At 48.9% G+C, this 17,849-nt stretch carries 14 protein-coding genes; 1 reads left to right on the top strand and 13 read right to left on the bottom strand.

What is annotated here, in order from left to right; translation table 11 throughout:
- Positions 1-27: 27 nt before the first annotated feature.
- From ACX1DY_RS00545 to ACX1DY_RS00525, 5 genes are all read right to left on the bottom strand, one after another.
- Positions 28-678, bottom strand: a complete 651-nt coding sequence (locus tag ACX1DY_RS00545; protein WP_458962257.1) for a hypothetical protein — start codon at positions 676-678, stop codon at positions 28-30.
- Positions 675-1,181 carry a flavodoxin family protein gene (locus tag ACX1DY_RS00540; protein ID WP_458962256.1) on the bottom strand — a complete coding sequence of 169 codons (507 nt, stop codon included), beginning with the start codon at positions 1,179-1,181 and terminating at the stop codon, positions 675-677. Before ACX1DY_RS00540 ends, ACX1DY_RS00545 begins: the two co-directional genes overlap by 4 nt.
- Positions 1,162-1,767 (bottom strand): TetR/AcrR family transcriptional regulator, encoded by a 606-nt coding sequence (locus tag ACX1DY_RS00535; RefSeq protein ID WP_458962255.1) that lies wholly within the window; start codon positions 1,765-1,767, stop codon positions 1,162-1,164. Before ACX1DY_RS00535 ends, ACX1DY_RS00540 begins: the two co-directional genes overlap by 20 nt.
- Positions 1,768-1,913: 146 nt before the next feature.
- The gene (locus tag ACX1DY_RS00530; protein ID WP_458962254.1) at positions 1,914-2,510 is read right to left on the bottom strand and encodes a sugar O-acetyltransferase; all 597 of its coding nucleotides are present in this window, start codon (positions 2,508-2,510) and stop codon (positions 1,914-1,916) included.
- Between the two features lie 111 nt (positions 2,511-2,621).
- A complete protein-coding gene (locus ACX1DY_RS00525; RefSeq protein WP_458962253.1) occupies positions 2,622-4,400 on the bottom strand; it encodes a glycoside hydrolase family 2 protein in 1,779 nt (592 codons plus the stop codon).
- Positions 4,401-4,566: 166 nt separating this feature from the next.
- Here ACX1DY_RS00525 and ACX1DY_RS00520 point away from each other — a divergent pair, with 166 nt between their 5' ends.
- Positions 4,567-5,313, top strand: coding sequence for an AraC family transcriptional regulator (locus ACX1DY_RS00520; protein ID WP_458962252.1), 747 nt, complete (start codon positions 4,567-4,569; stop codon positions 5,311-5,313).
- 72 nt (positions 5,314-5,385) lie between these two features.
- Here the strand turns inward: ACX1DY_RS00520 and ACX1DY_RS00515 are convergent, their stop codons facing one another.
- From ACX1DY_RS00515 to ACX1DY_RS00480, 8 genes are all read right to left on the bottom strand, one after another.
- Complete coding sequence (locus ACX1DY_RS00515; RefSeq protein WP_458962251.1) at positions 5,386-6,834, bottom strand: ABC transporter substrate-binding protein; 1,449 nt, start codon at positions 6,832-6,834, stop codon at positions 5,386-5,388.
- 129 nt (positions 6,835-6,963) lie between these two features.
- Positions 6,964-7,830: a carbohydrate ABC transporter permease gene (locus ACX1DY_RS00510; protein WP_458962250.1), complete on the bottom strand. Its 867-nt coding sequence runs from the start codon at positions 7,828-7,830 to the stop codon at positions 6,964-6,966.
- A 1-nt stretch (position 7,831) separates the two neighbouring features.
- Positions 7,832-8,659 carry a carbohydrate ABC transporter permease gene (locus tag ACX1DY_RS00505; RefSeq protein ID WP_458962805.1) on the bottom strand — a complete coding sequence of 276 codons (828 nt, stop codon included), beginning with the start codon at positions 8,657-8,659 and terminating at the stop codon, positions 7,832-7,834.
- A 223-nt stretch (positions 8,660-8,882) separates the two neighbouring features.
- Entirely contained in the window at positions 8,883-10,232 is a 1,350-nt protein-coding gene (locus tag ACX1DY_RS00500) for a response regulator transcription factor (protein WP_458962249.1), read from the bottom strand.
- Positions 10,233-10,252: 20 nt separating this feature from the next.
- Positions 10,253-12,061: a sensor histidine kinase gene (locus ACX1DY_RS00495; RefSeq protein ID WP_458962248.1), complete on the bottom strand. Its 1,809-nt coding sequence runs from the start codon at positions 12,059-12,061 to the stop codon at positions 10,253-10,255.
- Between the two features lie 304 nt (positions 12,062-12,365).
- Positions 12,366-12,998 (bottom strand): beta-phosphoglucomutase, encoded by a 633-nt coding sequence (gene pgmB / locus ACX1DY_RS00490; RefSeq protein WP_458962247.1) that lies wholly within the window; start codon positions 12,996-12,998, stop codon positions 12,366-12,368.
- Between the two features lie 17 nt (positions 12,999-13,015).
- Positions 13,016-15,337, bottom strand: a complete 2,322-nt coding sequence (locus tag ACX1DY_RS00485) for a glycoside hydrolase family 65 protein (protein WP_458962246.1) — start codon at positions 15,335-15,337, stop codon at positions 13,016-13,018.
- Between the two features lie 7 nt (positions 15,338-15,344).
- Positions 15,345-17,648: a glycoside hydrolase family 65 protein gene (locus ACX1DY_RS00480; RefSeq protein ID WP_458962245.1), complete on the bottom strand. Its 2,304-nt coding sequence runs from the start codon at positions 17,646-17,648 to the stop codon at positions 15,345-15,347.
- Positions 17,649-17,849: the final 201 nt, after the last annotated feature.

Here is a 17,849-nt window from a genome sequence, read left to right as displayed (position 1 = left end):
TCCATGTCAATTACATTTTTTGCTGTGCTACCGGCCTTGCTGAAACGGCTGCTTCCTCAGATCCTTTGGCCGTAGTCCATTCTCCTTTGCTTTGCGGTGCCAGAAGAAATAAGTGGCGGACAAACGCCATAGAATACGTGGGAAGTTTGGCTGAATAAACAGCGATTTTGCACTACTTTGGGTAAGGATAGCAGTGGAAAGTTGGGTCATTGCCGTGCCGAGATTCTTTAGAGGGCCTTTTCCCAAAGGAACCTTTATGTTGAGCATTTCCCCTGCTCCGTGACCTACTGCCATTCCAAAACGGAAGCTGCAGCGTATGCACCAGTTACTAACAATATCCACTGCAATGGTGCACTGATGCCCTTCATAAAATCCATTATTTATTAGCGCATAAACAATGAGGTTCGGGTTTCCTTGCTCATTCTGCCGGTAATTCTCCAATTCGACCATCATCCGTAGTAGATGTGAAGGAATGGCATCAAAATAGAGCGGAAATGCTAGTACCATTACATCGGCATTGTTAATTTCCCGGTATTGCTCATACTTCAACTGTTTTGCATTTACCCGGTAAAAACTTAGCTCGTTGTCTTCGCTGATGAGTGGCTTGAGCTTTTCTAATAGAAATCCAGAGTTGCTCGGTCCGCCTTTGGGGCTACCGTTAATCAGAGAAATCTTCATTGATGCACCTCCGTCAACCCATGAAGCGTGTTGTGAAAAGAAACACAATAATCGGACACATCCAGATTTATTGCATTGGCCCGAGTCAATGCTTGTGCCGTTTGACGTTCAGACTCCGTTATTCCTTCTCCATAAAAATAGACTGTGAACTTGAACTGCCGCTTGTAGCGTTGCTGGTGATGTGTCTCCCCATTTTTAATTACAAAATAGGGAAGGATATAAGGTAGTGCCCGGTTCAATACATTGCTCACGAACGGGCTGTATCCCCCATACACGTTGCGGCTGATAAGCACGAACTCATCACAGGCGGCGAGCCGTTCGCCTATGTGCTTATAGGGGTCTTTAAGCACACAGGTTCCCGGAGTGCGAACCCAACAACCAAAGCAGCCTACACAATGACGAATGGAACCCGTTTCTCCGATGATCTCATCAGTATCCCTGCTGTAGCCACTTAGCTGAGAGTCATACTCATGGTCTGCTAAATCATGGACAATCAGTCTCATTTGCTTCTCCTCCCGATTGAAGAATGACTTGCCATACCTCATGCCAATTGCCTGAATATCGAATACCGCTGCTGGATAGTAGTGATGCCACGCCGTGTACAAGCGACCAATAGGCCATCAGCATTTTAGCGTCCAGCTCTGGTGGAAGACCCAAACTGCGGAACAGCCGATAGCCAGTTGCCCGGAATAACGCAAATGGCGGGTAAGGCGGAATACCTTCTGCTCCTTCGTCTACCTGAATGATAATCCCCGACTGAAAAAAGAGAAATGGCAGGTAAGCAGGATGCTGCTCGAAAAAGGCAATATAGGCCGTACCAAGCTTTTCCATTGCGGACATGGGGTCGTTTTGCTCTTTAATGGAGTCTTGCAGGGAAGTTGTAAACTGTTCGGTTACATGATTTGCCATTGCCGTCAACAGTTCCTGTATATCCTTGAAATGACTGTAAGGAGCTGCGTGACTGACACCGCATTTGACTGCAACTTTACGCAAGGAGAAACCTCCTAAACCTTCCTCACCAATTAGCTCAATGCCGGTTTCAATTAATGTGTTACGTAAATCTCCATGATGATAGGGTTTAGGCCGCACCAAAAACGCTCCTTTCAACATCTTTACAATGTAAAGATAACCTTTAATCTTGACGCTGTCAAAATTAAAGGTTATCTAGGAAATCATTCAATTTTGACGAAGAACCACGAAAAATTACCCTGAATTTCGAAAGTACTTTATGAGGTTCATTCAGCAGGTCTTCTCCATGGATTGTCAGAGAATTGGACTGGCCGGATGACTTTACATGGAACTCCGGCAGCGATAGAATTCGGTGGAATATTTTTAGTCACTACACTCCCTGCTCCGATTATGCTATTCTTCCCGATGGTCACGCCTTGAGTAATCTTAACGTCTCCGCCAAGCCATACGTTATCTTCCAGAATGATTGGTGCCGAATACACCCCTTTTTCTGCACGTTCAAAAGGATCTTCCGCATGATTGGCACCATACAGTCCTGCTCTCGGACCAATATAAACATCGTTGCCAATTTTCACTTCGTTACAATCGAGAATAATCATATCATGATTGATATAAACATCATTGCCGATGGAAATATTAAAGCCGAACTCACACCGGAAATTAGACTCGATGTACACGTTCTCCCCCACTTCGGCAAACAACTCTTTTAAAATCGACATGTCGTACTCATCATCGGTATTGACTTTATGATTGTACTTCCTGCAGCTCGAAATCGCATGAGCTCTAAGTGCAGACACATCTTTTCCGGCATCATCATACATGTTACCTGAATTAATCATCTTCTTTATCTCTTCGATATTCATAAGCCCTCCTGGTCCTAGTGTATTTCTACACTTGAAGTGAACAATCCATCCATGCGAAACACGGATCTATCATTTTATGTTGTACAAGATAAAATTATATCACTGCTGCTTTCACTTCTTGTAATCCAAATTAATCTCCCGGATCTTTTCCAGCGCCACTTTCGGTTTTCGGTCTTCGGTAAGCAGGCCGTTAACCTCATGCTGCACGTCCGTAATCTGTGTATAACAGTAGCCGGAAATAAACGGAATTGCCTTAATCGCTCTGGTTATGCTGCCGAACCGCTCCAGGAAAGCTTCCTCACTATCCACCTGGTTGCCGTAACCCCAGCCATGCTCGCTCTTGAAAGCAATCCCTCCATACTCGCTGATGATAATCGGCTGGCCTTTATAACTGTAGCCTTGGGCGAATGCAAATTTCCACTCATTGTACGTCCCGCTGTTACCCGTAATCGCGTCTTTATCCTTGTAGGTTTCGTACAGATCTTCGCCCCGTTCTACATAATCATGAAGAGTCAAAATATCAGAAATGGTGTGCTCCCATCCATCATTGGTGACGACTGGACGATACGGGTCGATAGATTTGGTCAAATAATAAATACCTTCCGTAAATTTCTGCTGCCGCGCGTCATGGATAATATTCTGAATGCCCCAGGATTCATTAAAAGGCACCCAGGTAATAATGCAGGGATGATTATACTGCTGCTGCACAACCTCAATCCATTCCTTGGTAAAACGCTCCACAGCCTCATCGTTATATTCATAAGCAGCCGCCATTTCGGACCAGACCAGCATACCTTTGACATCACACCAGTATAGGAACCGGGCGTCTTCAATTTTCATATGCTTGCGCAAACCGTTGTAGCCCAGCTCGAATATCGCTTCGATATCTTCTATCAGCGCTTCTTCGGACGGAGGCGTCAGATGACTTTCGGGCCAGTAGCCCTGATCAAGGATCAGTCTCTGGTAAAGGGGAATATTGTTCAGCAGGATTTGGCCGTCCCTGATCGAGATTTTACGCATACCGAAATAAGAGCCCACCCGGTCGAGCTCTCTTTCTCCTTCATACAGCACAAACTCCACATCAAACAGATTTGGATTGCCCGGAGACCACAGGTTTTGCAGCCAAGGCCCGTTGATACTGCTCATCATGCCGGTTTCGAGCGTCAGCCAGGCTCTGTCCACCGAAAGGCTAAGCTTCCTTACCGTTTCGCCCTTAAATGTAATTTCTGTCTCCAGCTGGAGATCATTTTTGTTGTTCGTACCGTTAACGCGGAAGTCAAAACGAATCATTTGACGGTCAATATCCGGCGTAATTTTCACAATATCCAGACGGGTTTCATGGACATGTTCGAGCCAGACGCTTTTCCATATGCCTGTCGTCTGCACATAAAACGAAGCATGATTCCGTCCCGCCCAGCGCTGCTTGCCCCGAGGCTGAAGACAGCTATCGCTGTCTTCCACTTTTAGCACAATTTCATTTTCGGCGTCTTGCTTAAGCAGGTCGGTAATATCAAAGGAAAACCGGGCGTACGCTCCTTCATGCTCCCCTGCAAATCTGCCGTTTACCCAGCAGGAGGCTTTGTAATCCACACCTTCGAAATGCAGGATCGTTCGTTTCCCTTCTGCCTCTGGAGAAAGTGTCAGCTTTCTGCGATACCAGATCTGCGCATGGAATTTCTCCTCGCCGATCCCGCTCGCCCGGGTCTCATAGGTAAATGGAACATTTATTTTATGTGCGGCCGGAAAATGATCCATCCAGCGTTCTGCAACACCGACTTTTTCATCATCGAAACTGAAATCCCACTCCCCATTCAGATCCAGCCACTGGCTCCGTACAAATTGGGGTCTCGGATAATTTTTCATATAAAATTTCGTAGCTGCTGTGGGCATCTTAGCACCAATCCTCTCTCTGATCACTGATATATCCTCTGTATTTCATATCACAGATTACTATCTTGTTTAGAGAAAGAAAATGATTTATTCTATCTAATGACTGATCTATTATCCTATTGAGGAGTGGAATTCACTGATACATCTGAAGCGATGCGGGTACAATGTGATTCATCCGGAAGGCTTTACGGTCGACCGCCCGGACGGCTCTGGGGATTATGTCTTTTTATTCTTCCGGAGCAAAATGGAGCTTAGGCTACATTCGCAAACTGTGTTTGTTGAACCTAATACCTTTATTATTTTTAATAAAAACAGCCCGTATTTCTACCGGGATGCCGAACAGCCTCTGGTCCATGACTGGTTCCATTTTGAAATGGAGGATGCAGATGTTTTTTTTGACCGGTTGAATCTCCCTTTAGATACTTTAATCAAAGCATATGACCCCTTGTATATTTCCAGAAAGGTGAATGATATTCATTGGGAGAATCTGCAGAATGGAACATTTCGAAATGAGATCATCGATTATACCATTCGTTGCCTGTTCATGAAGCTTAGCGATATTCGAAATCATCTGGAGCCACACAATCAGATTAGTAAATACTATGATCAGTTCCTGAACCTGAGAAATGAAGTTTTCAGTTCTCCTTCTACCTGGTATACCGTCGAGTTCTTGGCGGATAAGGTGAATATGAGCCGGTCTTATTTTCAAAATATATACAAACAAATCTTTGGCATATCGGTAATTAACGATATCATCCTTAACAGACTAGGATATGCCTCCTATTTACTGAAGAACACAGCATACACGATCAGTCATATTTCTGGAATTTGCGGTTATGAGAACGATGTACATTTTATGCGGCAATTCAAAAAGTTCGTAGGAATAACTCCAAGTGAATACAGAGGAAGGTAAAACACCTCCAAGGTTATCTCCATATCTAACGACATGGGCTCAATCTCTTGAAGGTGTTTTGATTTGTCTCACTTATTTAACTACGATTTTGTCAAAGTTATTCTCTTGCACGTTTTTTGCGGCATCGTCAAGCTGCTGCTTAGAGTCTGTTCCTTTCTTGGAGAATGATTCTTGAACGACGGTAGACATAGCTGCATAAAAGTCTTGGGTACCAAACTGCGCTTCCGGCTTACCTTCCAGCAGGCCGAACAGCTGCGGATCATATTTGTACACATTGTCATACTTATCGTATATGGCTTTGACCTTCGAGGCATATTCAGAATCTTCACTGAAGTATTCAAGCGGTGTAGGAACATAATATTTGCCTTCCGCTTTGCGCGCCTGGATCGTGTCTTCTACGGATTTCAACGCATCATCGGTAAAATAATCGAAGGTGATGTAACGGAACGCCATTTCCTGCTCATCCTTCGTGGCGTTCGGGTTAATGACGAGATAATTGCCGCCCAGAATACCGTAATGCTTCCCTCCGGCCTCGGCCGCAGGCATCGGGTATGCGATGACATCTTCAGGCTTCATACCGCCTTCATTCAGAGCTGGCTGGATCACATCGAACGCGCCGGCGATTACCATTGCCGTCCGGCCTTGCTGGAATGAGCTGACCGCGTCTCCCCAGCCAAGCGCCCAGTCCTGCGGAATTGCATTCGCTTCCCATTTTAACTTCTTATAAAAATCAAGCGCCTTGACACCTGCGTCTGTATTGAATGCAGTTGTAACCTTGCCGTCATTGACAGCTTGAATCTCTCCGCCGGCTTCGAACAGGAAATTTGTCCAATTCCAGCCTGCTTCATTGCCTTTTGCCATTGGTGCGATCCCTGAGATTCCTTTCTTCGGATCCGCCGCTCCCTTGGCAGTGTTATACATATCTTCCCAAGTCCAATTAAGGGCTGGAATCTTAACATTCTTTGCTTCCAATAGCTTCTTATTCACAATTGTGGAAGTAATGTAGCCATTTTGGGTTATTCCATACACTTTCCCGTCAACGATAAATTGATTTTGCAGAACTGGATTAATATCATTTTTATACTGCCAGTTATTCCAAAATTCCGAAATATCAGCCACCCAGCCCCGTTCTATAAGCAATTGCGCCTCGGTTGCCCAGGTGTTGTAGAAAGTCGGCGCTTCATCGGAGGCCATTTTCACTCCAATCTCGTTAACGTTGTATTGCCAATCATCCTTAACAATGGTCACGTTCGGATATTTTGCCTGGAACCGGGCAATCTTATCATCTTCCTGGGCGCGAAGCGTGGTATCATCCGGTAACGGATAGTGGATTTTGATCGTTATTTTCTTCTGGGTAATGTCTTCCGTTGGCCCCTCGGTCTTTACGGCGTTACTATTGTTCGAGTTGCCGTTGCCCGCTCCACTGGAGGTTTTGTCCTCATTGCTGTTATTGCCCCCGCAGCCTGCCAGCAGCGAACCGGTCAGCATCAGACACGTTAATAGTGTTGTGAACTTGCGCATTGAAACTCCCCTTTTCCATTTGTGTTGTCGCTACACCTTAATCTTAATGCCCCGTCACACTTAAGACGATGTGCATTCATATGGGGATCATGTGTGTCTTTACGATCTGAAAACGCTATCTCCATTCTCCTATCCCTTGACCGCCGACAGGCTTACGCTGCGCATAATGAATCTCTGGAACACAAGAAACACGAAAATCGGCGGGATCATTACCATGAACAAAATCGAGAATTTAGTGCTGCTGTCCAGGCTTCGCGCATTGATGACATACTTGAAGATCGCGGTTGCCAGCGTATATTTATCCTCCGTATGCATGACTAGCGACGGCCAGAACCAATCGTTCCAGGCGGTGGAAAATATGAAGATCGAAAGCGTTGCGAAGATCGGCACGGACAGTGGAACCGCAATCCGCAGGTAGCTGGTAAGGTCCGAGGCGCCGTCGATCCGCGCTGCTTCGAAAATTTCCGGGTGGATGCCGTCGAAGAAGTTTTTCAACAGCAGAAAGTAATACGCATTTGCCCCGGCTGGAAGCCAGAATGCCCAGTATGAGTTCAGTAACCCCAATTCTTTCAAATTCACAAAATTCGGAATCATGTAGCTGGAGGCCGGAATGAACAACGTCATTAAAATAAAGAAGTAAATCGCCTTGCTGTAAGGAACACGAATCCGCGAGATACTGAAGGAGGCTAGACCGAGCACCACAATCGTCATCAGAAGATTGCCTCCGAAAACGAACAGTGTGCTTTTGAGGAACATCGGCAAATCAATATAATTCCAGCCTTTTCCGAAGTTTTCGAAATGCCATTCCGTCGGGAAAAAACGTGGTGGGAACGTGTTAACCTCCTGGTTCGATTTTAGCCCGTTGAACATCGTCATCGCGATTGGATACAGCATCGTGACTGCCATCACCGCAATGCACAACATCATGAGGCCATATACGATTTTATTGCCCGGCTTCTGCAGGTCCGAAGAAGAAAGGATACCTCTCTCTGCCATCTTAGTAGTCCTCCCTGTTCAGCTTGAATTGGATAATGCCAAGTACACCCAGGACCAGGAACATGAGCACACCAAGCGCGGTTCCGGCGCCATAATCGAGCTGGGTGAACGCGTATTTGACTGTAAGAAGTGCATAGGTCAGCGTGGCCTTGTTCGGCCCGCCGTCGAGCATGGCGAGTTGAGACTGGTATGCCTGGGATGTCCCGATCAACTGCAAAATTAACATCAGACCGATCAGATTCCGTATCGACGGGAGCGTAATGTGCCAGATCCTTTTCCATACACCCGCACCGTCGATTTCCGCCGCTTCGTACCAATCCCTTGGAATGCTCAGAACGCCTGCCAGATAGATCAGCATCGCTGAACCGAACTGCTGCCACGTTTCCATGAATACGAGTGAAACCATGGAGAACCTTCCATCCGAAATGAATGAGACTGGTTCGGCACCGAACCAGCCGAGCACCGCATTGATCGGTCCAACCGGGTCGTACATCCATCTCCACATGCCGTAGAGCACGACGCCCGGCACGACAAAAGGCAGATAGGCTGCGATCCGCGCGAACCCCTGGAACCATTTCAATTCCGAAATCGCAATCGAAGCAGCAATCGGCACCCAGAAACCGATGACCAGTGTCAGCAGCATAAAGTATAATGTGTTTTTTACAGATAAAAGCAGATCCGGGTTGTTAAACACCTTGATATAGTTGTCGAAGCCGACGAATGTGTTGCCTTTGACAAAATCAATATTGTAGAAGCTGTAAACCATTCCCTTGATGATGGGGACCCACAGGAAAACGATAAAGATAACGATGGCCGGCACGAGGAACATGTACCCCCACAAGTATTTCCTCCACAACGGCCTTCTCCCCGGTTCCTTTATCTTGCGTTTTTCTGGTTCCTTGAGTATGCTTCCTGGTGAAATCACTGCTTCTTCCATGAGATTCCCTCATTCCTCTATAATGTCTAGCTTTTATTTTAGAAAAGGGAGGGGGAACCGAACATGTCTAAAACTATGTGAATGATAACCGATCTTCCGTTGTTGTGTTTCGATGTTATTTTTTCAGATCAGTGGGGCTAACGCCAAAGTGTTTTTTGAAAATTTTGCTAAAATGCTCCGGCGATTCATATCCGACCCGCTCAGCGATCTCATAACGACGCAGATCCGTATTCAGGATGAGCGCTTTGCTCTCCTCCATCCGCAGCTTGATTACGTATTCCCAAAGATTGAAGCCAGTGTTCTTCTTGAAAAGATAGCTCAAATAATTGGGGCTGACATGGTTTTTCTTCGCTACCTCATGAATGGTCAGACCCTTTTGATTGTAATTGGCCTCGATATATTGTTTGGCATTGTCGACGATGCGGTTGTTCTGCGTGGTTAGTTCTTCTGAGGAAGGGTCATGGGCATAGTTATGCCAATTGAAATCCCCATAGTAAAAAACAGGACAATCCCCCAGGTCCCGGCCCCATTCAATCGCTTTATCCGCCTGCCGCTTCAGCAAGCTAATGAACTGCGAACCTTTCAGGATCTGGCTAATACCAATGACGGTCCCAATACCCAGATACTTCTGCACATGATGATGCAAACTGCGTCCGATCATTTCCAGCTGGTTGATTTTGTTCACGTCAAGCTCCGCATACCCCGACTCACTCCACTGCAGAATTATACTAAGCTCATACTGGTCTGAATAACAGGCCAGTGCGTTCCATTCCGTATACAGCAGCTCCTTGGCTACGTTGAGCACGGCATAATGGAACAGCCTTATATCGCTTTCGGAATAGGCCGATTCACCGTTATTCGTCTCCCCGGAGCCTTTATTGTCCAGCTTCAGCTTCATTTTAAGAACCGAAAAATAAGGCCCGAGAAGCCCCAGTTCCCGCTCCAGCCTGCTATGCTTTTCTCCGTCCCCATCGGCGGGGATATGATCCCGAAGCAGCCAGATTAACCCTTCATTATGTTCCGCAACCGGATTTTCCATATGAAAATGCTCTGCATGCCGTGACAAATAGTCGTCGATATTCTGCGTCGGCTTATCCATTTTTAACAAAGCGTTGCGGACCGAATCCAGGAACTGCTCACTGTTCAGCGGTTTGATTAAATAATCTTTAGCTCCCAGCCTCAGTGCCATTTGGGCATAATGAAATGTTTCGTGCGCTGAGATGATGATCGTCTGCACCCAGGGCTTAATCAACTTGGCCTGCTGCATCAGCTCAATACCGTTCATCCCTCCCATCTGGATATCCGTCACAAGCAGATCAATGTCCTCCATCCGGATATAGTCCAGTGCTTCCTGTCCGCTATAGGCGGTGTAAATTCCTCCAATCCCGAGTCCTGAAGAGGTTAGCAGTCCGGCCAAGCCTTGGCAGATGAGCGGCTCATCATCAACGATCAGAATATTGTACATAGTTAACTCCTCCTGGTTACCTAGTTCTGCATCTGGTTTGTTTGGGGAAAGTGAAGTGTTGTCCTCGTTCCCCCTCCCGGGCGTCCCTCAAAAGACAAACCGTAATTGTTGCCGAAATGAAGTCTAATCCGCTGATGAATATTTCGGATGCCGTAACCAAACGCAGGATCGGGTGTTTCCTCATCCAACAATCGGTTGATCAAGTCGTAATCGACGGGTTTATAACCGTTGTCTTCGATATTGATGTAAATCTCATTTTCCTCAGTCCGGGCACGGATGAGAATTTCCCCGTCTTCTCCCATATGCTTCACGCCATGAATAATCGCATTTTCAACCAGAGGCTGCAGCGAAATTTTGGGAATCCGGGCTGGGAGCAATTCGGCAGGGATCTCGATCGTGAATCTGAAACGGTAATCGTGCCGGTGCTGCTGAAGCTTAATGTAGGCGGATACATGCTCCAGCTCTTCTTCCAGCATAATGAGCTCCCTTCCCCGGCTCAGACTGATTTTCATCAGCTTAGAGAGCTCCTTGATCATTTCGGCAGAGGCGTTATTCCCCTCCATCGAACTTTTCCAGTAAATGCTCTCGAGTGTGTTGTACAGCAGATGCGGATTGATTTGCTGATACAGCAGCTGCAACTGCGACTCTCTCTGCTTCAAGTCCATCTTATATTTGTAATGGATCAGATCGTTTAGGCGATGGGCCATGTCGTAAATGGAAAATATCAGCACGCTGATTTCATCCATCTTGGTTCGCTGAGGCGGTTCGGGCACGACATTGCCGGGTTCATACCGTCTTACGAAATAAACGAGCTTCTGGATCGGCGTCATCAGAGAACGCCAGAAATACAGCATGAAGACCAGGCTGGCGGCAAAATAGACGATTGATATAAGCCAGATCAGCTTTTTGATTTCATTCTGCTGCTGAAGCAGGGCTTGAAGCGGCACTTTGTAGACCAGCTTTTGCTGAAGCGTGGCATTATGATTGATGACATAAATAAATTTATTCGTAATGACATCCTTGACGCCGGCCCCGGAATCAATGGAGCTCGCTTCGGGCGGCAGTTCAAGTATCGTGCTGGGATCGGAAGTGCGCGCGGTTAATATCCGGTTATCCCAATCGGTAAAAAAGAGTTCACCATCCGGCAGCGAAACGGTTTGCAGAGCTTCGCCCACCCGGGCTTCCAGATTCGTTACGACCAGTACGCCTATCGTTCCGTTTTGGTAAATACTGTTGATTGCCCGGATGTAGGCCAGCGTTTTCTGGTTACCCTGACCTTTGGTAGGAGGCGATAAATGCTCAATCAGTTGGAGATAGCCCTTCCCCTTTTTCGATACCGCTTCATCGAACCACTCCGGTTTTTCTTCGTCCGAGAAAAAGTACACACCTGATTTCTGCGGTCCCGGATAAAACGGTGCAAAAAAATAAGTGTTTTTCGGATCATAAACGTAGAGCGAGTAATACAGCGGCTCACGTTCGTCCGTCTCCTGTGAATACGTCGTCAGCAGATTCTCTAGTTTTTCGTAGTTTTTCACTCGCTCCAGCGCCGTCTCTCCGCTTGAAACCGGATTCAATTGCTGCAGCAGCGAATTTTGAAATACGGTGGACGTTACCTTGTTCACTGCTTCGATGTCGCGGTTGATGAGCCGGAAGTTTTGTTTGCTCAGTTCGATATAAGCGTTCGTGACATTCCGCTTCAAAATTTTCCCTGCCTGATCATTGCCGTAAAAGTTCAATACCAGCAGCGGGATGATGATTACGAGGAACAGCAAAATTAACTGCTGCTTCACGTTCATTTTATTGAGCGGATTGGCGAGTTTAGATTTCAACGGTCTTGCCTCCTCACACTTTAAGTGTAGCAAAAAATACAAAACGGAAAGTATGTGCGTTCCTACGCACTTCATGGGCGCTTCTCCGGTTCCAGGGCTACCTGTCGCGTGGACTTTTACGTCTTGGCATTTCTTCCCTAGTGTAATGGATTTCGTACCGGTTGCCAGCAAAAAAATACGGCTCGCCATGCGAAAAGGACCCTAGGGTAAACCCTAGGGTCCTTTTCATGGGCGTTCGAACATCGCCTGAATTACTTTTGCCACTATCCAGTGTTAATCGCCATACGTCTGGTCTCCCAATGCTTTAGACCAGTTCATGCAGCCCGGCAATCACGCGATCCGCCTCGCCCAGGATGCCGGCGCTTCCGATGCCGACCACAAGGCATCCGGCGGCTTTTCCTGCCCGGACCCCAGCGGCTGCGTCTTCGAACACGACGCATTGGGAAGGGTCAAGGCTGAGCGCTGCACTCGCCGTTATAAACACCTCAGGGTCAGGCTTCGCCATAGACACCTTCGTTCCGTCGATCACGGCATCGAACAACTCCGTGATGCCGAGCCGGTCCAGGATAAATAGCGCATTTTTACTGGCTGAGCCGAGTGCGATTTTGACACCTTGGCCTCTAAGCGACCGTAAATACTCCGATGCTCCCGGCAAAATCTCGGAAGGTTCGAGCCGGGAAATATATTCGATATACTCCCGGTTTTTGGTCTCCGCCAATTCGTTGCGTTCTTCTTCTCCCATCTGTAAGCCGCCCACCTCAAGCAGAATACTCAGAGACTCCATCCGGCTTACTCCCTTCAGCCGCTCGTTGTCCGCCTCGGAAAATTCGAAACCCAAGCGTTTCGCCAGCGAGCGCCAGGCCAGATAATGGTATTTCGCCGTATCTACGATGACTCCATCCAAATCGAAGATAGCGCCTTTCATCGTTTCAAGCATATTACTCACTCCTTAATCTATAGTACAAACCGCACCATTTCTCCCGGCTGAACAAGGGCTGTTTCTCCTCCGGCCCGGAATTCCAGCGCCAGGCCGTTGTCTGCCATCGCCTTCACTAAGATTTCATCGGTGCTAACCCGAACCGTAAACCGCTGGCCCAGCAGCACTGGGCTGAACTCCACAGAATGCCAGTTCTGTGGCAGTTCCGGTTTGAGGCGCACCGTCTGCCCATTGAACCGGATACCGGCGAACCCGAGCACCGCCGCCATCCATGCTCCCCCGTTTGCCGCAGGATGCGTTCCTCCGATGTACAAATCGCCGACATATTGCTTGGAGTCGCCCGTGAGGTCGATCGTGGCCGTGCGGAGAAAGTAGGAATATGCCCAGTCCGGGGAGCCGATATCTGCAGCTACCAGAGCGTATATGCAGGAACTTAGGCTCGAACCGTGTTCGGTCCGGGGCTCGTAAAACACCCAGTTGGCACGTTTGGTATCCATATCATATTCATCCTCGAACAGATGCAGCATCAGCGCCACATCAGCCTGCTTCAGAATCTGCGTCGTTGTCGCCAAGCCGTTTCCGCCGCCCAAGTACTCGTTTTTATTGAGAATTCTGGACTTTAACTCCGGCAGCGTAATATCTTCCAAGGTGAAATAGCGGTCGAACTGCTCGATCAGTCTGGTTGCCGGGTCCGGATGCGGAACATACAGACGTGCAAGCAAATCGGAGATATGCCCGGGCTTAATTACGCCCCCCTCCATCAAAGCCTCGTATTGGTCGGGACATTCTTCGCGCAAATAGGCGACCGCATCCAGGGCGAAGCGAAGCGTGCGTTTTACCATCGCATTCGTGAATGCGTTGTTGTTGACCCGCTCGTGATACTCGTCCGGGCCAGTCACATCGAGCATCTCGTAGCGTTCCTTTCCCGGATTATAGTAAGCATAGGAGTAAAAGAAACGGGCGCATTCCCATATCGTCTTCGCTCCGCCATCCTGCAGGATGCTGCCGTCCCCGGTAAAACGATAATACTGCCAAATCCCGCAGGCAACATCCGCGCTGATATGCACCTGCTTGTCGCGGAAATAGGTGCGCATCGGCCGTCCGGTAAACACGTCGTTCACGTTGAACAGCGTGCAGGCATCATCGCCCGTCTCCTGGCTCTCCCAGGCGTAAAAGGCTCCTTCATACCCGTATTCCGCAGCCTTTCTCAGCGCGCCGCCCAGTGTATGAATTCTGTACATCATGATGTTGCGTGCAACCTCTGGCTGCGTATACAGGAAGAACGGCAGCATGAACATCTCGGTATCCCAGAAAACTGCTCCTTTATATACCTGGCCGGACAAGCCCCGTGCCGGGATCGACAACCGCTCCGAATGCCCGGGTGCGACGATTAACAACTGGTACAAGCTGTAACGCAGCGCCAGCTGCGCTTCCTCGTCGCCTTCAATTACCACATCGGTGCGGCTCCATTTCTCTTCCCATTTGGCTGAGTGCTCTCTCAGCAATGCCCCGTAGCCGAGTCCGGCCGCTTCACGGCATAGTCTTAGCGCAGCAATGCCCGGATCTCCCGCGTTGTCCTGGCCGGTGAACACCGCCGCGTATTTGTATAACGTATACGTTTCCCCTGCCCGGCAGGAAATCCGGATTTCCCGGAATATGGAGTCTGTTCCAAGCCCGGAATTAGAAGTTATTTCATACGGTAGTCCCGGAGCGCCTTCCCAGGTTTCGGCGACAGCAAGCGGTACCTTAAGCTCATGAGTCGAGGCGGTCAGCAGCAGGCTGCCTTCCCGTTCCGAAACCTTAAATTGCTCCAGATGCGGGCCGTTAATATCCCATACCTCTCCGTCAATGCCGGTAAAGAAGACAAGTTCTCCGTCTGCATCCGCCTTTACTGTCAGCCGGGCGGCAAGCAGGTTCAGCCGCTTCGCGCAGCAAAACCGCTCTGCCGTCAGCGTAACCCGCCGTTTCGTCGCTTCGCTGTCTCCGGCCACCTGAAACACCGTACGGCGGCGGTGAACCGCCCGGCGGATGTCGAGCTGCTGCTCATGCTCGAGTACTTCAGTTTCCGCACCCTGCCCGGTTCCGGCGGAATGGACGCTCAGCGGCGTCCCGTCCCATTCGAGACGTGCAAACAACCCATTGGGTGCGTTCACCGGCTCGCGCCACCGATCCCCCACCCGGTCGTACAGACCGGCCAGCGTCACCGCCGACAATTCCTCCCGGGTAGATTCCTCCATCGTGCCCCGGTAACCCATGTACCCGTTCCCGATCATGAACTTATTGCCGCTCGCGGCGACCCGATCTTTGTTGAAGCCCCGTTCACTTATAATCCATTCCATTACGCCTTCACCCGACCTTTACTCGGGGAATAGTGATATTAACGGCTTCTGAGCCGACATGGCAGTTCTGCCCATACACAGTAATATCGACGGGCTCGCCCGATTCAGCACGGAACAATACATATTCCTTGCAGACTTCCACGAATAGCTTCGTTCCGCGGAAAGTAATCGGGAAGCTGTATCGTTCCCAGCGGTCCGGGATATCAGGATTAAACGTGAGTTTCTCACCATCCGAGCGCATGCCGCCGAAGCCATAGACGATATTCATCCAGGCAGCGGCGATCGAAGTCGTATGCAGTCCCTCCCGGGTATTGCGGTTATAATTGTCCAAATCGAGACGTGTAGCAAACTCGAAGAACTTGAACGCTTCCTCCGGCCGGCTGATCTCGGAAGCAATGATCGAATGGATCGACGGCGATAGAGAGGATTCGTGAATACATCTCGGCTCGTAATAGTCATAATTTGTGCGCTTCACCTCCAGCGGGAATTGCCCGCTGTACAGGAACAGGAACATCAGCACATCCGGCTGCTTGATCATATCGTACCGGTACAACCGGTCGTAGGACCAATGTGAATACAGAGGGAAATCCTCTACCGGAATAGCATGGATATCTAGATGCGGCATATCGAAAAAACCGTCATGCTCCTCGTATATGCCGCTCTTCTTATCCTGCGGAATCTTCATCCGTTCCGCCTTGTTCGCCCAATCAGCCTGCTCTTCCGCAATCAATCCGAGTCGCTCCGCGAGCGCTTCGAAAGCGGCTTCTTCCGCGATGCGCATCTGGCTGATTATTTCGAGCGTGTATTCAAACAGTTTTTTTGCCATCAGATTGATGTAGCAGTTGTTGTTGACCATCAGTTGGAATTCGTCCGGCCCCATGACTCCGAAATAGCCGAATTCGCCGGTCTTCTGGCCAAACTGCCCTCGCGTTGCATAGAAACGGCTGATTTGAATCAGCATTTCCAGACCTTTTTCAAATAAAAACGCTCTGTCCCCGGTGATATTCACATAGTGACGTATCCCGTATGCGACAGCAGTTCCCACATGAAGCTGAAGGTTCGAGTGCTGCCACAAGTCGCAGCTTTCCGTTCCGTCAATCGTGGCGATCGGATAGAACGCGCCTTCGCAGTCCAGCTCCTTCGCCCGCTGCAAAGCGTAGGGAAGCGATTTATAGCGGAACTCCAGAAGGCTTTTCGCCGCCTTCGGATTGTTGAAAATGTAAAACGGCAGACAATACGACTCCGTGTCCCAAAACGCCAGGCCCCGGTAGGCTTCGCCGGTCAGCCCTTTCGCCCCTATATTGAAGCCGGAGTTATCTCCGTGGTATGTCTGGTACAACTGAAAAATACAGAAGCGGATTCCCTGCTGATTCTCCAAGTCTCCTTCAATCTCAATGTCAGAAGCCTTCCACACATTGTTCCAATATTCCAGCTGTCGCGCAGCCGCTTCATCGTAATCGAGTATGACACACTGCTCCGCCTGCTGAGCCCCCTTCCCCCAAACGTCCTGGTGACTAAGGGTGTGGTCCTTTTCGGCGTAATTCATGACCATCTTGTCCAGCGTCGTGCGTTTCCCTTGCTCCAGCTTGAGTAAGACGTCGGTGCCGATAAAACGATCGCTTTCCACGGACGAACTGTCGAGCAATGCGTCTGTACTCAACCGGAAGGCGGAGAACAAACGATTCTTCGTATTAACGGTTTGCGCCATGATTGCGGCCATGCCGCCGATTTCTTGCCGATTCAGCGTCTCCCAGTAACAGCGCCCCTGATCCTCATGAACAATGGAGAAGTCCAGCCCGGAGCGAACCTGGACCATACCTGAGAAAGTCAGCGGCTCGAACGTAATCCGTTGGCAGCCCAGATGGGAGACAGTCATACTCACAAAACGCTCGAACCGGATCTTCACGCTTTTTCCGTTATTCAAGTGCCATACAAGTTCCCGCGCATATACTCCGCTTTTGAAGTCCAGCTCCCGGCGGTAGTCACTGAACCGGCTTTCCGCCAAATCCAGGGTTTCTCCGTCAATCGTAATCCGTGTATACAGCCAATCCACCGCGTTGACCATGAAACGTAGCGATCTGATGATTCCTTTATAGTGGGCGTCAACTTTGCTCTCTTCAAATAACCCGTTGAAGTAGCTCCCCAGCAGGCTGTCCCCGCCGTAACCTTCTTCCGGATAGCCCCTGACCCCCATATATTCGTTTCCCAGCGAAAAAATCGACTCGGAAACCCGGTTGCGGTCCGGGTCAAACCCTTCCTCTACGACTCTCCAGGGGTCTACCGTCAAGTATTTGTCCGCGATTTTCGGCATGCTAATGTTCCTCTCCTTTACGCTTTTGCTCTGTACAATTACAGAATAGCCAAAAGCGAAAGGCAGCCAAATGTCCAACTCTCATGAGCTTGTGTGTTATCTTACGGAGTTTCGGTTCGTGGTTGGTCATCGGCGAAATCTTAGTTCTACACATGACTTCGATAGAAACAAACCTATTTATGTAATCTCATCCTATTTTAC

The organism is Paenibacillus sp. BAC0078 (genome assembly GCF_054483875.1).
This window is presented reverse-complemented; position numbering and strand designations above follow the sequence as displayed.